The sequence below is a fragment of the Pseudomonas alkylphenolica genome, from assembly GCF_016009175.1.
Taxonomy (GTDB): Bacteria; Pseudomonadota; Gammaproteobacteria; order Pseudomonadales; family Pseudomonadaceae; genus Aquipseudomonas; species Aquipseudomonas alkylphenolica_B.
In genome coordinates this window covers 36,833-57,332 of the sequence record NZ_JADUCM010000022.1, presented here as the reverse complement: position 1 = coordinate 57,332, position 20,500 = coordinate 36,833, and the positions used below count along the sequence as shown (strand labels likewise).

The window sequence follows — 20,500 nt, the reverse complement described above, 5'->3', positions numbered from 1 at the left end:
TGGCGCTCACAAGGTGCGAGCGATGATTTCTTTCATGATTTCGTTGGTACCGCCCCAGATGCGGTTGCCGCGTGTGTCCAGGTACAGCCTGGCAATCGGGTATTCGGTCATGTAGCCATTGCCGCCGTGCAGCTGCAGGCAGGCATCGACCACGCGACTGCTGAGTTCGGCGGTCCAGTACTTGGCCACTGCTGCGGTCTCGGCACTCAGTTCGCCGCGCATCAACAAGTCCATGCAGCTGTCGACCCACGAGCGGCCGATCTGGATTTCGGTCTTGAGTTGCGCCAGGGTGAAGCGCGAGTTCTGGAAATCGAGCACCGGCTTGCCGAACACGATGCGTGTGCGGGTGTACTCAAGGGTGTTCTCAAAGGCCGCTTCGGCCTGGGCCTGAAAGCCCACGGCGCCGATGATGCGTTCCCAGGCGAGGTCATGCATGAGCTGGTAGAAGCCCTGGCCCTGCTCGCCGCCCAGCACGTTTTCAGCGGGCACACGGCAGTCGTCGAAGAACAGCATGCTGGTGTCCTGGGCATGCAGGCCGATTTTTTCCAGCGGCTGCGAGCGTTCGAAGCCGGCGCGCTCTTTTTCGACGATGACCAACGAGATGTCCTTGGCCGTGCCGCTGGTGCCGGTCTTGCACACCACCAGGGCCAGGTCGCAGGAGGCGCCGTTGGAGATAAAGGTCTTGGAACCGTTCAGCACCAGTTCATCGCCGTCCAGCACGGCGCGGGTGCGCACGGCCTGCAGGTCGGAACCGGTGTTGGGCTCGGTCATGGCGATGGCGCCCACCGCCTCGCCGGCGATCATCTTCGGCAGCCAGGCCTGCTTTTGCGCCTCGGTGCCGTAGTTGAGGATGTAGAACGCCACCAGGCCATGCACACCAAAGCCCATCAGCCCGGTGGCGCCGATGCGCATGAATTCTTCGGCAAACACCATGTCGAACAGGCGGTCGGCACCCGGGCCGCCGTATTCTTCAGGCATGGAGGGCAGCAACATGCCCAGCTCGCCAGCCTTGCGCCACACCTCGCGGGGGACGCACTTGTCCTTCTCCCACTGGGCGTGGAACGGTGCCACTTCTTCTTCCATGAAGCGGCGTGCGGCGCGACGGAACTCGTCATGCTCGGTGCTGAACAGTGTACGGGGGATCAGGTATTCCATTGGGTATTCCTCAGCGGCCCGGATCAGAGCGTGCGCCCGACCAGATCTTTCATGATGTCGTTGGCGCCACCGGCAATGCGCAGCACGCGGTGGTCAAGGTAGTGACGGGCTACCGGGTACTCGAGCATGTAGCCGTTGCCGCCGTGCAGCTGCACGCACTCGTCCACCACCCTGGTGTAGAGGTCTGAGCACCACAGCTTGGCGGCGGCTGCCGCTTGCGGGCTCAAGGTGCCGTTCAGGCACTGTTCCATGCAGCGGTCGACATAGTTCTGCGAGACCGCCAGCTGCATCTTCAGATCAGCCAACTTGAAGCGGGTGTTCTGGAAGGCAAAGATCGGCTGGCCAAAAACATTGCGGCTCTTGGTGTACTCCAGGGTGCTTTCCAGTACCGCGAGGGAGCCGGCGACGCTGCTGATGGCGATGGACAACCGCTCCCAGGCCAGCTCTTTCATCAACTGGAAGAAGCCCTGCCCCGGCACGCCGCCGAGCAGGTTCTCTTTTGGCACCCGCACGTTGTCGAAGAACAGCATGGTGGTGTCCTGGGCATGCAGGCCGACCTTGCGCAACGGTTGCGAGCGGCTGAAGCCCGCACGGTCTGCCTCGACCAGGATCAGCGAGGTGTCCTGTGCGCCCTTGCCGGTGTTGCCGGTCTTGGCCACGACCACCACGATGTCGCAATTGGTACCGTTGGAAATGAAGGTCTTGGCGCCGTTGATGACGTATTCGTCACCCTCGAGCACGGCGCGGGTCTTTACCGCCTGCAGGTCGGAGCCGGTGTCCGGCTCGGTCATGGCCACGGCACCGATCGCTTCGCCTGCAGCCATCTTCGGCAGCCAGGCCTGCTTTTGGGCTTCGCTGCCAAAGTTGACCAGGTAGCCGGCGACGATGTCATGTACGCCGAAACCGATCAGCCCGGAGGCCAGGCCCGCACGGTAGATCTCTTCGGTGGCCACCATCGAAAAACGCCGGTCCAGGCCCAGGCCGCCGTAGGCTTGCGGCGTGGTCGCATTGAGCATGCCCAGCGCACCGGCCCGCTGCCAGATTTCCCGGGGCACCCGATGATCGGCTTCCCACTCTTCCTGGCGGGGCGCACAGTCGTGCGCCAGGAAGCGTCGCACACTGCTGCGAAACGCCTCGTGCTCATGATCAAACAGGCTACGCGGGATCATTGAAGGTTTACTCCTCGGCTCATCGTTCTGCCGCCCTTGCGGGGGCGCTGAATCGATCATAGGAGGAGCGTTGGTTGAACCGCCCCCTCACGGCGGGGGGGATCTGCGCAGTGACTCAAGGTAAGGGTTGTGCCCCCCCGACCGGGGTTGGGCGGGTGGCGGCCAAGGCGCTTAGCCTAGGCCGGCGAAATGCCCGTGCAGAGTGCCTGGCGAGACGTCCACGCAACGTCCCGCCAGCGCGCTGTACGGGTGGTTTCGCGCTTACTCGATCAGGCCGTTCTTGCGCGCCCAGGACACCGCGTCATAGCGACTGGAAACACCTAGCTTGGCGTAGATGTTCTTCAGGTTCCATTTCACCGTTTCCAGGGAAATGTTCAGGGTCAGGGCCACCCGTTTGTTGGCCATGGCCTGGCTGATCAACTGCAGGATGGCCAGCTCGCGTGGTGTCAGCATCGAGGGCGCGCCATGGGCGGATGAATCATTGCTGCGCCCTGCTCCGCCTTGGCCGAAGCGCTCCAGCAGCAGGGTCAGGTACGTCACGTCGGCGCTTGCCAGTGCCTGGTTTGTCAGCGCCGAGAGCATCTTGCGCAGCACCTCGCCTTCATCCAGAAACGTGCGTACCAAACCCAGTTCGCGGCCTTGGGACAGGGCCGCGACCAGGTGTTCCTGGGCCTGCTCGGGTTGGCGCAGGTCGGCAGCAGCGCAGGCCATGAGCAATTGGCCGGTAACCTGCAGTTGACCGCGGCGGAATGTGCAAGCATAGCCATTGAGCAGTTGCAGATCCTGCAGCGCCTTGTCCGGGTAGTTGGTTGCCAGCAACAGACGCGCACGCGCCAACGCCGTCATCGCCATGATATCGGCCTGAAACCCTTGCGCGCCTTTGTGCAACTCTGCCAGCACCTGCAACTTGGCAACCTGTTCGCTGGCGTAGGCTTTGTTGCTCTCCAGCAAGGCAATGCGTACCTGTTCGGCCAGACAGTGGACCAGGGCGCGATCCTGGCCGATGGTGCGAAAATGACGCTCCTGGCGCTCCAGGAAAGCCATTGCCACTGCAGCACAATCTTGCAGCAGATCCAGACGCGCGCGGCAGATCGTGGCGCGCAACATGGTATCGGGCATTGCCCACTGCAAGAGTCCACTCCGGTTGGCAAGGATTTCCCGCGCCTCATCGGTTCTGTCCAGCTCCCGATACACTTCAGCCAGGGTGGCGGCACCGAGGTAGGCACTGGCCGAGCGGTGACCGTGAACCGACACGGCGCGGGCCAGTTGCGCAGCGCCAACGCGCTCGGCTTCGAGAATGCGCCCCTCCTGCAGGTAGCAGAGGGTTCGTGCGCCCTGAGCTACCAGGGCCATTTCGGCATCCAGCTCGGATTCAGGTATCGGATTGTCATCCAGGCAGCGCAACGCCTCTTCCATGCGTCCCGCTGCCAGGTAGGCAATGGCCAGCAATGCCGGGGCACCATAGCGAGTTACCGAATAATCATCGGGCAACGCCTGAAAATCCTTCAGCAGGTCAATGATCGGTTCGGTGCGGTCACGCTGCAGCTCTATGGTGGCCTGCACCAACGGCAGTCGGTAGGCGACGTCGTCCTGATGGGCCGCACCGCTGTGACGAAACTGCTCTAGCCAGGCTTCGGCCTTGGCCGGACGCGCAGTCAGCGCATAGGCCAGGCAACCGAGGAAGAACAGCCGAGGCCTGGAGAACAGGATGTCCTGTGGCAAGCGGTCGAGCAGACGCAGCAGCGGGCTGAGCTGCCCCAGGCTCCAGGTGGCCGGTGCCGCCCGTTCAATCACCTGGGCGGCAAATCCAAGATCGCCAGCCTGGGTGGCATGGCGTACGGCTTCGGCGAGCAGTTTGCGCTCAGCGAACCAGTGAGCCGCGCGGCTGTGCAATTCCGTCTGCGAGGTGCTGTCGCGCCGGGCCAGGCGCGTGGCCAGAAAATCGCCGAACAGCGCGTGAAAGCGGTACCAGGGCTGGCGGTCGTCCGCCTCAACGCGAAAAATCAGCAGGTTATCTTCGTCCAGACGCTTCAACATCGCCTGCGCTGCGTCATTGCCGGTCACTGCCTGCGCGAGCGAGGCGTTGAAGCGACGACAGATACTGATGCTTTCCATGAAGGTTGCCAGTTCGACAGGCAGATGGGCCATGACGTTTTCGGCCAGGTAACTTTGCAGGTCGTCGGAGCGCCAGCCCATCTCGCGCAAGGTGCCGCGTGATTCCGGATCACTGCGCAGGAGAATGATCACCAGTTGCAAGGTCGCCGGCCAGCCACTGGTGAGTTCATGGATCTGATGCAGTTCTTCCGGGCTGAGTTTCAGCGCCGCCAGGCTCTGCTCAAGGAATGCCCGCGACTCGCTCAGGTCAAACGGCAAGGCCGCACAATCGATCTCCACCAGTTGCCCACTGAGCCGCAGGCGGCTGAAGCTCAAGGGTGGGCCAACCCGTGAGGAAATGATGAAGTGCAGGTTTTCCGGGCTATGATCCAACAGTTTTTGCATCAACTGATGCGCGCGCGGATCAACAACATGCTGGTAGTCGTCGACGACCAGGTACAGCTCTTTATTGATTGAAGCGGCGCCTTCGACGATCGCCGCGACGACTTCATCGATCAACTCCTGACGCGCGCCTTCCAGCGGGATGCCACTGTCCAGGGCAATGCCCAGGCGTTGCAGGGCACCGCGCAGGTAGGCGAAGAATATCGACAGGTGTTTGTCATCGGCGCTAAGCGACAACCAGGCCACATCAGCCCCCGAGCGCATCATCACCTGACGCCATTGGGCCAGCAGTGTGGTCTTGCCAAAACCGGGGCTTCCGGTGATCAGCCCCACACGGCACTGCGCCATGCTGCGCAGATCCTCCAGCAGGCGTTCGCGAACGATCGTCTGGGTGCTGATGCGCGGTGGCGCAAATTTCGTCGATACGAGCAGTTTGTCGGTATGCATGTGCTGACTGGTCTCCGATCCCGCCGAATGCACCGCTACAGCACCCCGGGGTGCTGCATGATCGGCTAGGTGTGGCCACGTTCTGGCGTTTTTTCGGATTATTTACCCGAATACCGGCAAAAGACAGCACGTATCGTTACTACGCCCTGACTTGCGGCACCTCGAGGATCCGCCTGGCACAGATGGTGGCGGGGATCAGCGATAAACCACCCCCTACAAGTGAGGGGGCTGTCGTCACTGCGGCAGAGGTTCAGAGGGTGCGTGCCACCAGTTCACGCATGATGTCGTTGGCGCCCCCATAAATACGGTTGACCCGGCTGTCCAGATAATGCCGCGCCACCGGATACTCAAGCATATAGCCGTTGCCACCGTGAAGCTGTACGCACTGGTCGACCACCTTTGAATACAGTTCGGTACACCAGAGCTTGGCTGCCGCAGCTGCCTCCGGGCTCAGCTGGTGTTGCAGGATCAGTTCCATGCAACGATCAACGTAGGTCTGCCCGAGAACGATCTCGGTCTTGAGCTCGGCGAGTTTGAAGCGCGAGTTCTGGAATTCGAAGATCGGCGTACCGAATGCCTTGCGCTCACGCGTGTAGGCGATGGTCTGCTCCAGCACCGCCTGACTCGCGGCAATAGCAAGGATGCCGATGCTCAGGCGCTCCCAGGCCAGCTCTTTCATCAATTGATAAAAACCCTGGCCGGGCTCACCGCCGAGAATATTGGCCTTGGGCACACGCACATCCTGGAAAAACACCATGGTGGTGTCCTGGGCGTGCATACCGACCTTGCGCAACGGCTTGGACTTGCTGACGCCCGCCCGCTCGGCCTCCACCAGGATCAGCGAGATGTCACGCGAACCCTTGCCACTGGTGCCGGTCTTGGCAATCACCACGATGATGTCGCTGTTGGTGCCGTTGGAGATGAACGTCTTCGCGCCATTGATAACGTACTCATCGCCATCCAGCACGGCGCGGGTTTTTACTGCCTGCAGGTCCGAGCCGGTATCGGGTTCGGTCATGGCCACCGCTGCGATGGCTTCACCCGCGGCCATTTTCCCCAGCCATTGCTGTTTCTGAGCCTCAGTGCCGAAATTGTTCAGGTACCCGGCGCAGATGTCGTGCACGTTGAAGCCGTTCAAGCCCGATAGCCCCGCCCGGGCGATTTCCTCGACAGCGATCATCGAAAAGCGCCGGTCCAGTCCCAGCCCCCCATAGGCTTCAGGCGTGGTGGCATTGAGCATGCCCAGCTCGCCGGCACGCTGCCATACCTGGCGCGGCACCCGATGATCTTCCTCCCACTGTTCATGGAAGGGCGTGCATTCCTCGGCGAGGAAACGCTGCACGGTGCTGCGGAACGCTTCATGTTCATGATCGAAAAGGGTACGCGGAATCATCGTTTGACCTCGGGAGACAGTGGCTGCGTTGCGCCACATTAGGGCCGCGCAATCAGCTTCTACCCCCTCGAAGCGGGTAGGCGGTGGCAATCCGGCAACGACCAGCAACCCCTTGCAGCGTGCCGCCGCCCTACCCTTCGCGCCTGCGCCCCCCTCCGAAAGGGAGTTACGCTGAGGTGCCGGAATTGGATTTACTGCGGCTTCCGTCGCCTCCGCCGACACCGGCGAAGGGCACCAGGCGCCACCTTCCAGAGACCTACGCCATGAAAGAAGCCGTCATCCTCTCAACTGCCCGCACGCCCATAGCCAAAGCTTTTCGCGGCGCGTTCAACCACACCACGTCACCGACCATGGCGGCATTCGCCATCCGCGCGGCGGTGGAACGCGCAGGCATTCGTGCCAATGAAATCGAGGACCTGGTCATGGGCACCGGGATGCCTGCCGGTACGGCGGGCTGGAACCTGGGGCGCATGAGCGCATTGGCGGCCGGGCTACCGGTTAGTGTCAGCGGGCAAACCCTGGATCGGCAGTGCGCATCAGGCCTGATGGCCATTGCCACGGCCGCCAAACAGATCATCGTCGACGGTATGCTGGTCACCCTGGGGGCGGGTCAGGAACATATCAGCCTGGTACAGAACCGCCACACCCAGTGGATTGGCGAGTTCCACGATACTCAGGTGCTCAGCCATGCACCGGATGCCTACATGCCGATGCTGCGCACCGCCGAACTGGTTGCCCAGCGCTATGGCATCAGCCGCGACGACCAGGACGCCTATGCGCTGCAATCCCAGCAACGTACAGCAGCAGCGCAGCAAGCAGGTCTGTTCGAAGGCGAAATCGTTCCGGTGACGGTGACTCAGCAGGTGGTGGACAAAGCCACGGGGGCCGTCAGCTTCCAGCAAACCAGCCTGAGCCAGGACGAAGGCAACCGTCCGCACACCGTGCTGGACGACCTGACCCGGCTCAAGCCGGTCATTGAAGGCGGCTGTATCACAGCCGGCAACGCCAGCCAGCTGTCCGACGGTGCCAGTGCCTGTGTATTGATGGACGGGCGTCTGGCCGAACAGCGCAACCTTGAACCGCTGGGGGCTTACCGCGGCATTGCGGTGGCGGGCCTGGCCCCGGATGAAATGGGCATCGGCCCGGTATTGGCGGTACCGAAACTGCTCAAGGCCCACGGCTTGAGTGTCAATGACATCGGCCTGTGGGAACTGAACGAGGCTTTCGCCTGCCAGGTGCTGTACTGCCGCAACGTGCTTGGCATCGACAATGACAAGCTGAATGTCAATGGCGGCGCCATTGCCATCGGCCATCCCTATGGCATGAGCGGCGCGCGCATGGTTGGTCATGCACTGCTCGAAGGTAAACGCCGCAGCGTGCGTTATGTCGTGGTGACCATGTGCGTTGGTGGCGGTATGGGCGCTGCCGGGCTGTTCGAGGTCTACTGACGTTCACACAGCTGTGCGTGCATGTGCCCCTCTCCTGTAGGGAGGCGCTGCACCAGGCGGTGCTTCCTAGAATGCGTTCTCCACTGATTACAACAACAAATGGAGATCGCGATGAAGATGAATTTTTCCCGCGTCATGGCTCAGGTTGCCCAGCGCTATGCCAAGCAGGACGCGCTGGTCAACGTCGAGCGCAACCGGCGGTATCGTTTCGATGAGTTGCACCGTTTGACCAATCGTATCGCCACGATGCTGCGCACACGGCTCAACCTGCAGCGTGGCGATACCGCGCTGTGCATTCTGGAAAACGACAACTTGTCGCTTTTGCATGCCTGGACCGCGTTCAAGGGTGAGGTGGCATTCGCCCACACCAACATCCGCGACTCCCTGGAAGAACACCGCTGGCAGGTGACTTTCATCGAGCCGAAAGTCATTTTCATCGAGCGGGCCCTGCTGCCACCGTACAACGACATGCTGCGTGCCAGCGGCGCCACGGTGGTGTGCATGGACCCGCCACCTGCCGGCTGCACTTTCGCGCTGGACTTCTGGACACTGCTCGAAGGCGTCCCGGAGAAGGAGCCCGACATCGAGTCCGATGTCTACCAGGACACTCTCATCTATCGCTTTACCGGAGGGACCACCGGCAGGAGCAAGTGCGCCCGCTACACCATCGACAACTGGTTGGCGGCGCGTGATTCGATGTATGCCGATAGCGAGCAGAGTCAGGCCTTCAACGAAAACACCCGTTATCTGCACATAGCGCCCATCAGCCATGGCTCAGGGTTGTCGCTGCTGCCAACACTGTTTCGTGGCGGCTGCACCGTGACCCAGAATGCCGCCGACCTCAAGGCCTGGTGCCGAAACGTAGAAGCGGAGCGCATCACCACCGCGCTGATGGTACCGACCCTGGTCGGCTGGTTGCTCGAACTGCCCGAGGCATCACAGTCCGACCTCTCCAGCCTGCAAACACTGTTCTACGGCGCCGCTCCGATGAGTCCGGCCAAGCTCAGACAAGCCCAGCAGCGCTTCGGCAATATCTTCTTTCAGCTCTACGGTGCCACAGAGTGTGCCCAGGCGGTTTGTACCCTGAACAAGGCCGACCACCTGGATGCCGTGGAGACGGGTCGGCTGGCCTCCGCCGGACGGCCGGTGACCGGCATCGAGCTGAAGATTGTCGATGAAGCAGGTAATCGCCTGGCGCCCGGCAGCACCGGGGAAATCTGGCTGCGCGGGCGCGGCACCATCAGCGGCTACCACAACAATCCGCAAGGTACCGCAGCCGAGTTCAGCGATGGCTACTGGAAGTCCGGGGACCTGGGCTATGTTGATGAAGCCGGCTATGTGTTCATCGTCGATCGCAAGAAAGATGTGATCATCACCGGAGGTTTCAATGTCTACGCCGTTGAAGTGGAAGCCACCCTCAACGCCCACCCCGCCGTGTCGATGTCGGCTGTGGTGGGTATTCCGGATGACAAATGGGGTGAAGCGGTGCATGCCGAAGTGGTGCTCAAAGCAGGCATGTGCGTGACTGCAGAAGAACTGATCGTGCTGGTCAAGGAGCGTCTGGGCCGCTTCAAGGCACCGAAGTCAGTCAAGTTGGTGGACGCGCTGCCCCTGAGTGCCGTCGGCAAGGTGCTGCGGCGTCAGGTAAGGGACCGTTACTGGTCCGATCAACCTCGCCGGGTATCCTGAACGACCTCGCGGCACACGCCTTCGCCTGTTGCAGGCGTGGGCATGTGCCGCGATGGAAACCCTGCTATATCAGCGAACGCCGGCACCGGCCAGGCTGTCGGATGTCCAGCCGTTGTCGGGGCTGAGCTTGTCCATGACCTTCACACCGCCTTTGCCGGGCCAGACGTTGATGTAGTAGGTGCCGCTGATCAAGTCGTAGTGGCCGCCCGGCGAATTGTTGATTGCACCGACATCATACATCTGGGTCATGTAGCTGAAGCCGGGGCGCCAGAGCTGGCCACGCCCGTCATACTGGTCCACTGCCAGTGCGGTCCAGCTGTCCTCGTCGATGTAGAAGGTACGCTTGGAATAGATGTGGCGCTTGCCCTCCTTGAGGTTGGCCTCCACCACCCAGACACGGTGACGCTCCCAGCGCACCAGGTCGGGGTTGATGAACTTCGGCCCGAACACGTTCTTCGGGTCATCGGCGTAGGTGAAGCGATAGGTATTGTAAGGAACGTACATTTCCTTCTTGCCGATCAGCTTCCAGTCGAAGCGGTCCAGCCTGCCGTTGAACAGGTAGATGTCGTCGACCGTGGACATGCCCGAGGTACTGGCGTTTGGTGTGTCGTAAGCCAGATCGGGCGCCAGCCGCACACGGCGCTGCCCCGGCAGGTACTGATAGGCTTTGCGGCCCTTCTCGGTGTCGAGGTTGTCGAAGGTCATCACCGCTTCGCCAGCGCGGCGTGCCGGCCCGGTGTAGTTGGCACGGGCACGGGTAATGAGCGTCGGTGCCTCGTCTTTGCTGGTGTCGTAGTACGGCATCTCGTACATCCAGCGGCCCTCGGTCGAGACCACCAGTTTGCCGGCGGCATCGACGTTGTAGGCGCCGTACTTGGGCGCGAGATAACCCACCCCCTGATAACGGGTCAAGTGGTTGAACATCACCTCGATACCGCGTTTGGGAATCGGGAATGGCACCCCCGCGCGCGCGCCCTGCAAGTTCTGATCGTCGTTGGTCAACTGTGCCTGGGTAGCATTCTTGCGGGTGTTGTCGAGTACGAACTGCGGGTAACCGACCGTGCGGTGGGTCGGGTAGACATCAACGCGAAAGCCCGGCCTGGCCTTGATCAGCGCCTTGGTACCTTCGGTGAGCTTGTCCGCATACGTGTCAACGTTCGAAGCATCGATGGTGAACTGCGGTTTTTCGTTGATGAAGGGATCAGGGCGAATACCTGACGCCTTGTCAAAACCTGCGGGCGCGGTCAGCAGCCCGCCGGTGTAGGCCGGGATGCTGCCGTCGGCATTTGCGGCCATCTCGGCGCCCACGGGGGTCAATGTCGTGCCCAGTTGCCGGGCTTCCTGTTCGCTTACTGCTGCATGGAGCACGCCTGCGTGTGCAGCCACTAACGCGGCAGCAATCAGGGTTTTTGTCAGTCTAATCATGTCTCCAACCTCTAGGATGGTGGTTTGAGCGTCTGCTAAAGCGCGCCCGGCCCCTCAGGAAATGCGGTTTCTCTTCCCGTCCTGGCCCTATGTTTTTAACCAACCACCCTGTCCTCTCGCCCCCCCCTTATTGGCGCGGCGAGGGGGGGCCGTCTACCAGCCATCGCCAAAACACAAACGCCACGCAACAGAGCACTGTGCGTGGCGTTTGTGGGCGCGGCGTTTGTCCCCGTCAGGGTGCGATCAGGCAAAGACGCGCAAGATGGTCTCCGCTACGCAGGCAGGTTTTGAGGCACCTTCGATCTCAACAGTCATCTCATAGGTCACCTGGGCGCCGTTGCCGTCCAGCGGCTCCCAGGACTGCACCTTGAAGTGCGCGCGCAGGCGGCTGTCCACCGGCACCGGCTGGACGAAGCGCACTTTGTTCATGCCGTAGTTCACGCCCATTTTCACGTCACGCAGCTCAAACGCGTTGGTCATGAAAGTCGGCAGCAGGCTCAGGGTCAGGAAGCCATGGGCAATCGGCTTGCCGAAAGGCCCGCTGGCGGCGCGTTGCGGATCGACATGAATCCACTGGTGATCACCAGTGGATTCGGCAAAGGTATTGATGCGTTGCTGATCGATGCTGATCCAGTCACTGGTGCCGACGACTTCGCCGACCAGGCCTTGCAGTTCAGCCAGGGTTTCGTAGCTTTTCATTGTTGTGCGGTTCTCGAGGGTCTGTCTGTGGGCGGATCAGGCGCGCAACTCGGCCTGCAATGCGGCCGCGCAGGCGGCTTCGTGACCGTCACTGCTACCGAGCAACACGTCGGCGACGACGGCACGCTTGTAGTAGTGGCCGACCAGGTACTCTTCAGTCATGCCGATACCGCCGTGCAACTGGATGCCCTGGCCACAGACAAACCTGGCGGCGCGGCAAATGAGCATCTTGCTGCCGGAAACAGTCTTGTAGCGGGTCGTTTCATCATCGTTGGCCATCGACGCCAGGGCCACGTGCAGGCTTGACCGCGCCAGCTCCAGTTCCGCAGCCATATCGGCCAGGCGGTGCTGCAGTGTCTGGAACGAACCGATGGGCACGCCGAACTGCTGGCGTACCTTGAGGTAGTCAGCGGTGACTTCAAGGGTTTTTTCCATCGCCCCGATCAGCTCGGCACACAGGGCTACAATGCCGTTGGCCAACCCCTGGCGCAGCCCGGGCAAGCCCTGCCCTGCCTCACCGAGCAAAGCATCGGCAGCAACTTCAACGCCATCGAACTGCAGCTCCTGGACCCAACTGCCATCGTGCAGTGGCAACGTTTGGCATTCGAGGCCGGCGCAGCCTGCTTCGACCAGAAACAGGCTGACGCCCGGGGTCTGCGGTATGTGTGCAGAAACGATGAAGGCGTCCGCCCCCGGCGCCCCAAGTACCAGACTTTTGCGCCCGGACAGGCGATAACCGTCGCCGATGCGCTCGGCCTGCAGCGCAACCGGCTCAGGCATACCACGCGAACCTGGCTCGCTGTAGGCCAATGCTACGCGGTAGGAGCCATCGGCCACCTGCGGTAGCAGGCGTACTTTCTGCGCCTCGCTAGCGGCGCCCAGCAGGGTCTGTGCGGCCAGCACGCCACAGCCGAGGAAAGGCTCCAGTACCAGGCCGCGACCCAGTTCCTGGGCAATGATCACTGTATCCACGAGCGAACCGCCAAGCCCGCCATAAGCCTCCGGCAACGCGGCCATCAACCAGCCGTTGTCGGCAAAGATGCCCCAGTTTTCGGCGCTACCGTTCTTGCCCGCTGCCAGCAGCGCAGTACGCGCTTCGAAACTGTAGGCCTTGTCTACATAGCGTCGCAGGCTGTCCTGCAACAGTTGTTGTTCCGAAGTGAATTCGAAATCCATAGCGGTTTCCTGATATCAGAGTTGGAACAGCATCTTGGCGATAATGCCGCGCTGCACTTCACTGGTGCCGCCGTAGATGGTCGACGCCCGGCGCAGGAACATATCGTTGCTGATACCCCGGGCAAGCGCCTGCAGCGGAAACGGCTGCTGTGGATCGGCCTCATGCGGATGCGCATAGGCAATCGCACCGTAATCCCCCAGTGCCTCGATCTGCGCCTCGGTCATGCGTTGCTGCAGTTCAGTGGCGCGAATCTTGAGCATCGACCCCAGGGTGTGGGACGCCGGGTTTTGCTGTTCATCCAGGCGTGCAACACGCTGCACCAGCATCTCGATCGCCTGCAGCTCAACCTCCAGGCGCGCCAGTTTCAGGGCGAACTCCGGACGCTCGAACAACGGTTTGCCGGCCACCTGCAGCGTTGTGCCAATCAAGCGCAGTTCGCGCATGTAGCGTTTGAGTTCGGGTAAATCGGCGGTGGTGGCATGTTCGTTGTTGAGCAGAAACTTGGTAATGCTCCAGCCCTGCCCTTCGCTGCCAATCAGGTTACCCACCGGCACCCGTACATTGTCGAAGAAGGTTTCGTTCAAGTGATGGGCATCGTCGATACTGCGAATCGGCCGCACGGTAATGCCGGGCGTGCGCATGTCCACCAGCAGGAAGCTGATACCCGCCTGCTTCTTCACCTGCGGGTCGGTACGCACCAGCAGGAAAATCCAGTCCGCGTGGTGGGCGTAGCTGGTCCAGATCTTCTGGCCATTGACCACGTAGCAATCACCGTCACGCTCGGCACGGGTGCGCAGCGACGCCAGGTCAGAGCCGGCGCCAGGCTCGGAAAAACCCTGGCACCACAAACGTTCGCCATTGAACACGGCCGGCAGGTGCTCGGCCTTTTGATCAGGCGTGGCGAAGGCATTGAGCACCGGCCCGAGCATCTTGTGCACGAAGCCATCCTGGGTCGGTGTGCCAGCCAGGCTGCACTCGTCATCGAACACCAGGATCTGCGGCACCGTCCAGCCCGTGCCGCCGTGCTCCTTGGGCCAGTACGGTGCCCCCCAGCCACGTTCGTTGAGGAGCTTTTGCCAACGCATGATCTGCTCGCGTGGCGAGCGGGTACAGCGCTGCTGCCCTTTCAGGTCTGCCGGGACCTGGTCCCGAAGGAACTGACGAACCTCCTGGCGGAACACCTCGAGGCTGGCATCAGGTCGAAAATCCATGGTGTTTCCCCTGTCAGTCTTTGCGGTACAGGGTGACGACGCAGGCGCCACCGATGCCGACGTTGTGTTGCAGGGCGATCCGTGCGCCTTCTACCTGGCGCTGTTCGGCGCGGCCACGCAGTTGCTGGACCAGCTCGGTGCTCTGCGCCAGGCCCGTAGCACCGATCGGGTGGCCTTTGGAAAGCAGGCCGCCGGACGGGTTGACCACGTACTGGCCGCCATAGGTATTGTCACCATCGTCGACAAATTTCTGCGCCCCGCCTTCCGGGCACAGGCCAAGCGATTCATAGGTCAACAGCTCGTTCTGGGCAAAGCAGTCGTGCAGTTCAACCACGTGCACGTCTTCAGCACCGATGCCGGCCATTTCGTAAGCCTGCTGCGCCGCCGCCCGTGACATCGAAAACCCGGCAACATCGCGCATGTCGCCGGACTTGAAGGTTTCCGCGCCGTCGGTAGTCAAGGCCTGACCGGCAATCGACACGCTACGGTCCAGACCATGTTTCAATGCATAGGCTTCACTGCACAACACCACCGCTGCGGCGCCGCAGGTCGGCGGGCAGGCCATCAAGCGGGTCATGACCTCAGGCCAGACCACCTGATCGGCCATGACTTCTTCGGTGGTGATCACCTTGCGGAATACCGCCTTGGGGTTGTTGGCAGCGTGACGACTGGCCTTGGCGCGAATCTTGGCGAAGGTTTCCAGCGGCGTGCCGAAGCGTTTCATGTGCTCCACCCCGGCGCTACCGAATATGCGCAGCGCGGCCGGGATCTGAGACGCGCCAGGAATCGCTTCGTCGCATTGATCCAGAAAAAGCTCCAACGGGCTCGGACGATCGGGGAAGGCACTGCCGATGGCACCAGGAATCATTTGCTCAAAGCCGAACGCCAGGACGATGTCGACCATGCCGCTGGCAATCGCCTGATTGGCCAGGAACAACGCGGTAGAACCACTGGCGCAATTGTTGTTGACGTTGATCACCGGGATACCGGTCATGCCAACGTTGTAGAGAACGCGCTGACCGCAGGTGGAGTCGCCGAACACGAAGCTGGCATAGGCCTGCTGCACTGACTCGTAGCCAACCCCGGCATCGGCCAGGGCCAGACGCACGGCCTGTTCACCCATGACTGCGTAGGTCTCGCTCTGGCCAGGTTTGACGAAGGGAATCATACCGACACCCGCGATGACGACTTTCTGCCTCATGTCTTACTCCTCAGCGTTGGATAGTCTGCCGGCCTTCAGGGGCGTGTGCGCCGGATCATGACGGGCGGCAGGCGGTGAGTCTCAAGGATAGGTGCACGCTCATGCGCTCGGCCCCTCCCTATTTGGGGCTTACGGCGGCGGTAGCACCGCCCCTCGGTAGGACAAACCCTCTTTACCGAGAAAGCGCCGTACGGCTTCGGCATGGTAGCGGCTGGCGCCGCACATCGACTGCGCGCTGGCTTCGAACTCGGTCATCGCCGGGCGATCGGTCTCAAAGGCACGGTTGAGCAAGGTCTTGGCCATACCGAGCGCATCCGCGGGTGCTTCATCGAACTGCCGGGCAAACTGCAAGGCACTCTCAAGCAATTGCTCTCGAGGAATGATCGCCTGCGCCAGGCCAAGTGCCAATGCCTGTTGTGCATCTAGCGCACGGGCGCAAAAGATCAGCTCCTTGGCTTTTGCCAGCCCGACCAGGCGCGGCAGCACATACAGCATCGACAGGTCCGGCACCAGGCCGAGGCTGAGAAACGTCGGCAACAGCCTTACCTGCGGCGTGACAAACATGAAGTCCGCAGCCAGGGCCAGGGAAAAGCCGGCACCGACAGCTGCACCATCGACGGCAGCAACAACCGGCTTGGGCATATCGGCAAAGCTTCCGAACCATTGATGAAAGCCCTGTACCAGCGTGCGCCCGGCAAATGCCGGGTCCTCGCCGGGGTCCAGGCTACCCAGGTCGAAGCCGGAACAGAATGTGGCCCCCGCCCCGGTCAGCACAATGGAGCGCACGGCACTATCGTCGCGCGCCTTCATTACAGCTGCGGGCAAGGCATCGTTGATGGCCGCCTCGAAGGCGTTCCTTTTCTGCGGCCGGTTCAAGGTGATCAGCGCTGTCTTGCCGATCCGTTCATAAAGCACTGCACTCTCAGTCATGTCCCTTCCCTCCTCAAGGGGCATCGGCCAGCATACGCGGGCCGTGCCCAGGTCGACAGGCAGCCTGGCCTACAGGTTGCGGGCAATGATTACTTTCTGGATATGACTGGTTCCCTCATAAATCTTGGTCACCCGCACATCACGGCAATACCGCTCCACCGGGAAGTCACTCAGGTAGCCGTAGCCACCGTGAATCTGCAGCGCCTCGGAGCAGACCTTCTCGGCCATTTCACTGGCGAACAGCTTGGCAATCGACGCCTCTTTGGCGCAGGGCACACCGGCACCGTGAAGCCGCGCTGCGTGCAGCATGTAGTGTTGTGCCACTTCGAACTGAGTGGCCATGTCAGCCAGATCGAATGCCACGCCTTGCAGGTTGATGATCGGCGCGCCATAGGCCTCACGCTCCTGGGCATATTTGACCGCAGCCTCCAGCGCGGCACGGGCGGCCCCCACAGCAACGGCGGCGATGCCGATGCGGCCTTCGGACAGTGTCGCCATCAGGCGCTTGTATGCCGTACCTTCTTCTGCCAGCAGGTTCTGCGCCGGCACCTGGCAGTTGTCCAGCTGGATCGCGGCGACGTGCGCGGAGCGCTGGCCCATCTTGCTTTCAACCCGGGTGACGATGTAGCCAGGCTCGCGTGGATCGATGATGAACATGCTCGGGCCTTTGCGGCCCTCTGCGGTCTCGGTGCTCGCGGCAATGGCGAAGGCGATACCGGCTTCGTTGCCATTGGAGATGAATTGTTTGCTGCCGTTGAGCACATAGTGGTCGCCTTCGCGGCGAGCCGTGGTGCGAAATGCTGAAGTGTCGGAACCGGCCTGCGGCTCGGTAAGCAAGCCCGCAGCGATCAGCTCGCCGGAAATCATCCCGGCCAGGTAGCGGTCCTTTTGCGCTTGGGTGCCAAAACGGTGAAGCATGTCGGCCATGCCGTTGTGCACATGAAGGATGGTGGCGAAACCGGCGTCCGCCGCCGCGAACTCCTCGATGCACAGGCAATATTCGGGAAAGGACATCCCGGCACCACCCGATGCCTCGGGAATGTGCATGCCCAGAAAGCCGAGCTCAGCCACCGCTTTGAGCTCCGCATGTGGCCAGGCACCTGTTCGGTCGCGCTCGGCTGCCGTAGCGCCCACCACCTCTTGCGCCACCTTGCGGGCGGCATCACGGATCATGATTTCCTGCTCGCTCAGGAATACTGCAGATGTATCGCTCATGGTCTTCCTCTTGAACCGGGTCGGATAGTCGAAGTTGACCTGAGCATGGCGGCTGACCAGGGCCGTACGCGCCTATCCTCTCGGGAGGGCGTAACGGCCGTTGTCAGCATCCCGCTACTCGAGCAGACCTTGCTGGCGGGCCAGGGTGATCGCTGCATAGCGGCTCGACACGCCGAGTTTGGCGAGGATGTTCTTGACGTTCCATTTCACCGTGCCGAAGGTGATATTGAGGGTCAGGGCAATACGTTTGTTCGACATCGCCTGGGCCACCAGCCCGAGAATTTCCAGCTCGCGCGGAGTCAGACTGGCCCGTGGCGAATCGACCCGGCTCCTGCTCGCACAGGCCAGTGGTGCCGGCGTGTGCACGGGCGTCTTGCGATTGAGCAGTGCCTGCACATACTCGGCAGCGGCCGGTGCCTGGCTGATGGCTTCCAGGTGCGTGGCGAGCAAGTCAAGCACGCCTTGGCCCTCATCGAGCAAGGTGCGCACCAAGCCCATCCTCACGCCTGATGCCAGCGCCTCCTGCAGGTTTTCCACCACTGCGAGCGTCTGCCCCAGCAGGGCATGGGCCTGCGCGCTGAGCAGGTGCGCCCTGACCCAGCTGCGGCCACGGGCTGACTGCTCGACGTGGGCATGGATGGCCGCAAGCGCGTCCAGTGCCGATTGCCCGTCCTGCGCCGCCAGCGCCAGACGTACCCGGGACAATGCCACCAGGTAATTGATCTCCTCGCGGCTTTCAGCATTCGGGCGCTGTGCGGCGGCCAGGCTCGTCAGGCGTCCTGTCACCTCGGCAGCGCGGCGGCTTTCGCCTTGCAGCACCAGCACGCGTACCTGCTCGGCCAGAATCAATGCCAACAAACGGTCCAGCTCCAGCACCTGAAAATGTGCGCCCTGGGTGTCGAGAAAACTCAGCGCTGCCTGGGGTGAATCTTGCTGCAGGGTGATACGCGCACGACAGAGCGAAGCGCGGATCATCACGTCCGGCATGGAAGAGCGCAAAATGCCGCTGCGATTGGCCAGTACGCGCAAGGCATCATCCAGCTGGTCCAGTTCGTAATAGGCATCGCACAGCGTGGCCGCGCACAGGTTGGCAGACACCGACCCGCGCCCGTAGGCCTCCTCGGCGCGGGCGATCACCTGCTCGCCGATGCTCAAGGCCTGGCGGGCATTGCCTTCCTTGAGCCGGGCCAGGGCCTGCGTACTTTCAAATACCATGGCCATGTCGTTGGCACGGTCTTGCAGGTCAATCGGGTACTGTTCATGGAGCTTGCGGGCATCCGCTGCACGGCCCACGGAGAGGTAGGCAGTGGCCAGCCCGGAGAAACTGATATAGCGCAACGAGCGGTTCTCCAGAGGTGCCTGGTGGGCTGCTTCCAGCAAGCTGATGACGCGCCGTGGCTGATCAAGCTGGAGGGCGATGGCCGCGTCGGCCAGGACCAGTTTCGAAGAGATCGCCGGATTACGCGCCGCATCGCTGCGGCGCATCTGCTCAAGCCAGCGCTGCGCTTTTTCCGGCCGGGCGGTGAAGGCATAGGTCAGGCAGCCCATGATGAACAGCTGCGGATGGGCAAACAGCGTGTCCTGCGGCAAACGCTCAAGCAGGCTCAACATCGGGCTGATATAGGCCATGCTCCAGGTCGTCGACGCCGCCTCTTCCATCGCCTTGATCGCGTAGTCGCGATCCCCGCCAAGGTTGGCGTGGCGCACTGCCTCGACCAGATACTCATGCTCGGCGAACCACTGGCTCGCGCGGCGATGCAGTGCCTGTACCGCACCCTCACCGCGGGCCGCCAGACGCTGGGTGAGAAACTCACCGAACAAGGGGTGGAAGCGGTACCACGGGGTGCTGTCATCCGATTCGATCCGGTAGATCAGAAGGTTCTCGTCTTCAGCACGCTTGATCATCTCCGGAGCGTGGTGATTGGCACTGACGAATGCCCCAAGGTCGGCGTTGAAACGCCGCAGTATCGAGACTTTTTCCATGAAATCCAGCAGTTCCGGCGACAGGCAGACCAACACATCTTCGGCCAGGTAGGCTTGCAGGTCCGCTGAATTGCGCAGGATCGAACGCAGGTGCGCACGCTTGCTCGGTCGCACCCGCAACATGGTTGCAATCGGCTGCAGGCTCGCCGGCCAACCGCTGGTCAAGTCATGGATCAGGCGTTCTTCGTCAGCGCTCAGTACCAGCGTGCTGAGGTTTTGCTTGAAAAAATCACGGGTTTCGGCGGTGTCGAACGGCAGTTCGACGGTATCGATCTCGACCACATGCCCCTGCATGCGCAAGCGACCCAGGCTCAACGCCGGCGTCGACCGGGAAGCAAGGGTGATATGCAGGTTTGCCGGGCAATGGTCCAACAGCTTCTGCATCAAGCGGTGCGCCGCTGGCGACTCCACGTGATGAAAGTCGTCCATCAGCAGATGCAGTTCTTTGTCGATGCCTTGCGCGGCGTGGGTAACGATGGCGATCAGGGTGTTGATCGACTGCTCGCTGCCATCGCTGTGCAGCCAGTCCTGTTCGACGGCAATCCCCAGACGCTGCAACGCCTCGAGCAAATACGAGAGGAAGCTGCCGAACTGCCGGTCGTCGCGGCTGAACGAGATCCAGGCCACGTCCAGCCCGGCCTTCATCAGCTCCAGGCGCCACTGCGCGAGCAGAATGGTCTTGCCAAAGCCTGCTCCCCCAGTAATCAGCGTTGCGCTGCACGGCTGTGACTCGCGCAGGCGACTGAGCAGCTGGCTACGAACAATGTGCCGGGCGTTCAGGCGCGGTGGCGAGAACTTGGTGGCGACCAGCAGATCGCCGGCGTTGATGACATTTGTATGCATTATTAGAGTCTCCGCCCTT

Annotated in this window: 14 protein-coding genes; 2 read left to right on the top strand and 12 right to left on the bottom strand. The window is 61.9% G+C overall.

Features of this window, described 5'->3' with window-relative positions:
• Window positions 1-6: 6 nt before the first annotated feature.
• The 4 genes from I5S59_RS18180 to I5S59_RS18165 all read right to left on the bottom strand — a co-directional run bounded on the left by I5S59_RS18180 (window position 7) and on the right by I5S59_RS18165 (window position 6,660).
• Entirely contained in the window at window positions 7-1,146 is a 1,140-nt protein-coding gene (locus I5S59_RS18180; RefSeq protein WP_232239840.1) for an acyl-CoA dehydrogenase family protein, read from the bottom strand.
• 32 nt (window positions 1,147-1,178) lie between these two features.
• On the bottom strand, window positions 1,179-2,324 hold the full coding sequence (locus I5S59_RS18175; protein ID WP_197877848.1) for an acyl-CoA dehydrogenase family protein: 1,146 nt from the start codon (window positions 2,322-2,324) through the stop codon (window positions 1,179-1,181).
• A 261-nt stretch (window positions 2,325-2,585) separates the two neighbouring features.
• Window positions 2,586-5,267 carry a LuxR C-terminal-related transcriptional regulator gene (locus tag I5S59_RS18170; RefSeq protein WP_197877847.1) on the bottom strand — a complete coding sequence of 894 codons (2,682 nt, stop codon included), beginning with the start codon at window positions 5,265-5,267 and terminating at the stop codon, window positions 2,586-2,588.
• Between the two features lie 250 nt (window positions 5,268-5,517).
• Window positions 5,518-6,660 (bottom strand): acyl-CoA dehydrogenase family protein, encoded by a 1,143-nt coding sequence (locus tag I5S59_RS18165; RefSeq protein WP_128325415.1) that lies wholly within the window; start codon window positions 6,658-6,660, stop codon window positions 5,518-5,520.
• 263 nt (window positions 6,661-6,923) lie between these two features.
• Here I5S59_RS18165 and I5S59_RS18160 point away from each other — a divergent pair, with 263 nt between their 5' ends.
• Together I5S59_RS18160 and I5S59_RS18155 are read left to right on the top strand one after the other, a co-directional pair.
• The gene (locus tag I5S59_RS18160) at window positions 6,924-8,108 is read left to right on the top strand and encodes an acetyl-CoA C-acyltransferase (RefSeq protein WP_197877846.1); all 1,185 of its coding nucleotides are present in this window, start codon (window positions 6,924-6,926) and stop codon (window positions 8,106-8,108) included.
• 111 nt (window positions 8,109-8,219) lie between these two features.
• Window positions 8,220-9,797: an AMP-binding protein gene (locus I5S59_RS18155; protein WP_197877845.1), complete on the top strand. Its 1,578-nt coding sequence runs from the start codon at window positions 8,220-8,222 to the stop codon at window positions 9,795-9,797.
• A 69-nt stretch (window positions 9,798-9,866) separates the two neighbouring features.
• Here I5S59_RS18155 and I5S59_RS18150 read toward each other — a convergent pair whose 3' ends face one another.
• The 8 genes from I5S59_RS18150 to I5S59_RS18115 form a co-directional block, all read right to left on the bottom strand.
• Window positions 9,867-11,222 (bottom strand): DUF1329 domain-containing protein, encoded by a 1,356-nt coding sequence (locus tag I5S59_RS18150; protein ID WP_197877844.1) that lies wholly within the window; start codon window positions 11,220-11,222, stop codon window positions 9,867-9,869.
• 243 nt (window positions 11,223-11,465) lie between these two features.
• Window positions 11,466-11,921 carry a MaoC family dehydratase gene (locus I5S59_RS18145; protein ID WP_197877843.1) on the bottom strand — a complete coding sequence of 152 codons (456 nt, stop codon included), beginning with the start codon at window positions 11,919-11,921 and terminating at the stop codon, window positions 11,466-11,468.
• A gap of 36 nt (window positions 11,922-11,957) precedes the next feature.
• Window positions 11,958-13,097 (bottom strand): acyl-CoA dehydrogenase family protein, encoded by a 1,140-nt coding sequence (locus I5S59_RS18140; protein ID WP_197877842.1) that lies wholly within the window; start codon window positions 13,095-13,097, stop codon window positions 11,958-11,960.
• A 15-nt stretch (window positions 13,098-13,112) separates the two neighbouring features.
• Window positions 13,113-14,309, bottom strand: a complete 1,197-nt coding sequence (locus I5S59_RS18135; RefSeq protein ID WP_197877841.1) for an acyl-CoA dehydrogenase family protein — start codon at window positions 14,307-14,309, stop codon at window positions 13,113-13,115.
• A 13-nt stretch (window positions 14,310-14,322) separates the two neighbouring features.
• Window positions 14,323-15,510, bottom strand: coding sequence for a lipid-transfer protein (locus tag I5S59_RS18130; RefSeq protein ID WP_197877840.1), 1,188 nt, complete (start codon window positions 15,508-15,510; stop codon window positions 14,323-14,325).
• Window positions 15,511-15,639: 129 nt separating this feature from the next.
• Window positions 15,640-16,440: an enoyl-CoA hydratase/isomerase family protein gene (locus I5S59_RS18125; RefSeq protein WP_197877839.1), complete on the bottom strand. Its 801-nt coding sequence runs from the start codon at window positions 16,438-16,440 to the stop codon at window positions 15,640-15,642.
• Between the two features lie 69 nt (window positions 16,441-16,509).
• Window positions 16,510-17,655, bottom strand: a complete 1,146-nt coding sequence (locus I5S59_RS18120; protein WP_197877838.1) for an acyl-CoA dehydrogenase family protein — start codon at window positions 17,653-17,655, stop codon at window positions 16,510-16,512.
• A 114-nt stretch (window positions 17,656-17,769) separates the two neighbouring features.
• A complete protein-coding gene (locus I5S59_RS18115; protein ID WP_197877837.1) occupies window positions 17,770-20,481 on the bottom strand; it encodes a LuxR C-terminal-related transcriptional regulator in 2,712 nt (903 codons plus the stop codon).
• Between the last annotated feature and the right edge of the window lie 19 nt (window positions 20,482-20,500).

Coding starts and splice junctions, on each gene's coding strand:
- I5S59_RS18175 (WP_197877848.1), bottom strand. CDS start 2,324: ATGATCCCGCGTAGCCTGTTTGATCATGAGCACGAGGCGTTTCGCAGC.
- I5S59_RS18170 (WP_197877847.1), bottom strand. CDS start 5,267: ATGCATACCGACAAACTGCTCGTATCGACGAAATTTGCGCCACCGCGC.
- I5S59_RS18165 (WP_128325415.1), bottom strand. CDS start 6,660: ATGATTCCGCGTACCCTTTTCGATCATGAACATGAAGCGTTCCGCAGC.
- I5S59_RS18160 (WP_197877846.1), top strand. CDS start 6,924: ATGAAAGAAGCCGTCATCCTCTCAACTGCCCGCACGCCCATAGCCAAA.
- I5S59_RS18155 (WP_197877845.1), top strand. CDS start 8,220: ATGAAGATGAATTTTTCCCGCGTCATGGCTCAGGTTGCCCAGCGCTAT.
- I5S59_RS18150 (WP_197877844.1), bottom strand. CDS start 11,222: ATGATTAGACTGACAAAAACCCTGATTGCTGCCGCGTTAGTGGCTGCA.
- I5S59_RS18145 (WP_197877843.1), bottom strand. CDS start 11,921: ATGAAAAGCTACGAAACCCTGGCTGAACTGCAAGGCCTGGTCGGCGAA.
- I5S59_RS18140 (WP_197877842.1), bottom strand. CDS start 13,097: ATGGATTTCGAATTCACTTCGGAACAACAACTGTTGCAGGACAGCCTG.
- I5S59_RS18135 (WP_197877841.1), bottom strand. CDS start 14,309: ATGGATTTTCGACCTGATGCCAGCCTCGAGGTGTTCCGCCAGGAGGTT.
- I5S59_RS18130 (WP_197877840.1), bottom strand. CDS start 15,510: ATGAGGCAGAAAGTCGTCATCGCGGGTGTCGGTATGATTCCCTTCGTC.
- I5S59_RS18125 (WP_197877839.1), bottom strand. CDS start 16,440: ATGACTGAGAGTGCAGTGCTTTATGAACGGATCGGCAAGACAGCGCTG.
- I5S59_RS18120 (WP_197877838.1), bottom strand. CDS start 17,655: ATGAGCGATACATCTGCAGTATTCCTGAGCGAGCAGGAAATCATGATC.
- I5S59_RS18115 (WP_197877837.1), bottom strand. CDS start 20,481: ATGCATACAAATGTCATCAACGCCGGCGATCTGCTGGTCGCCACCAAG.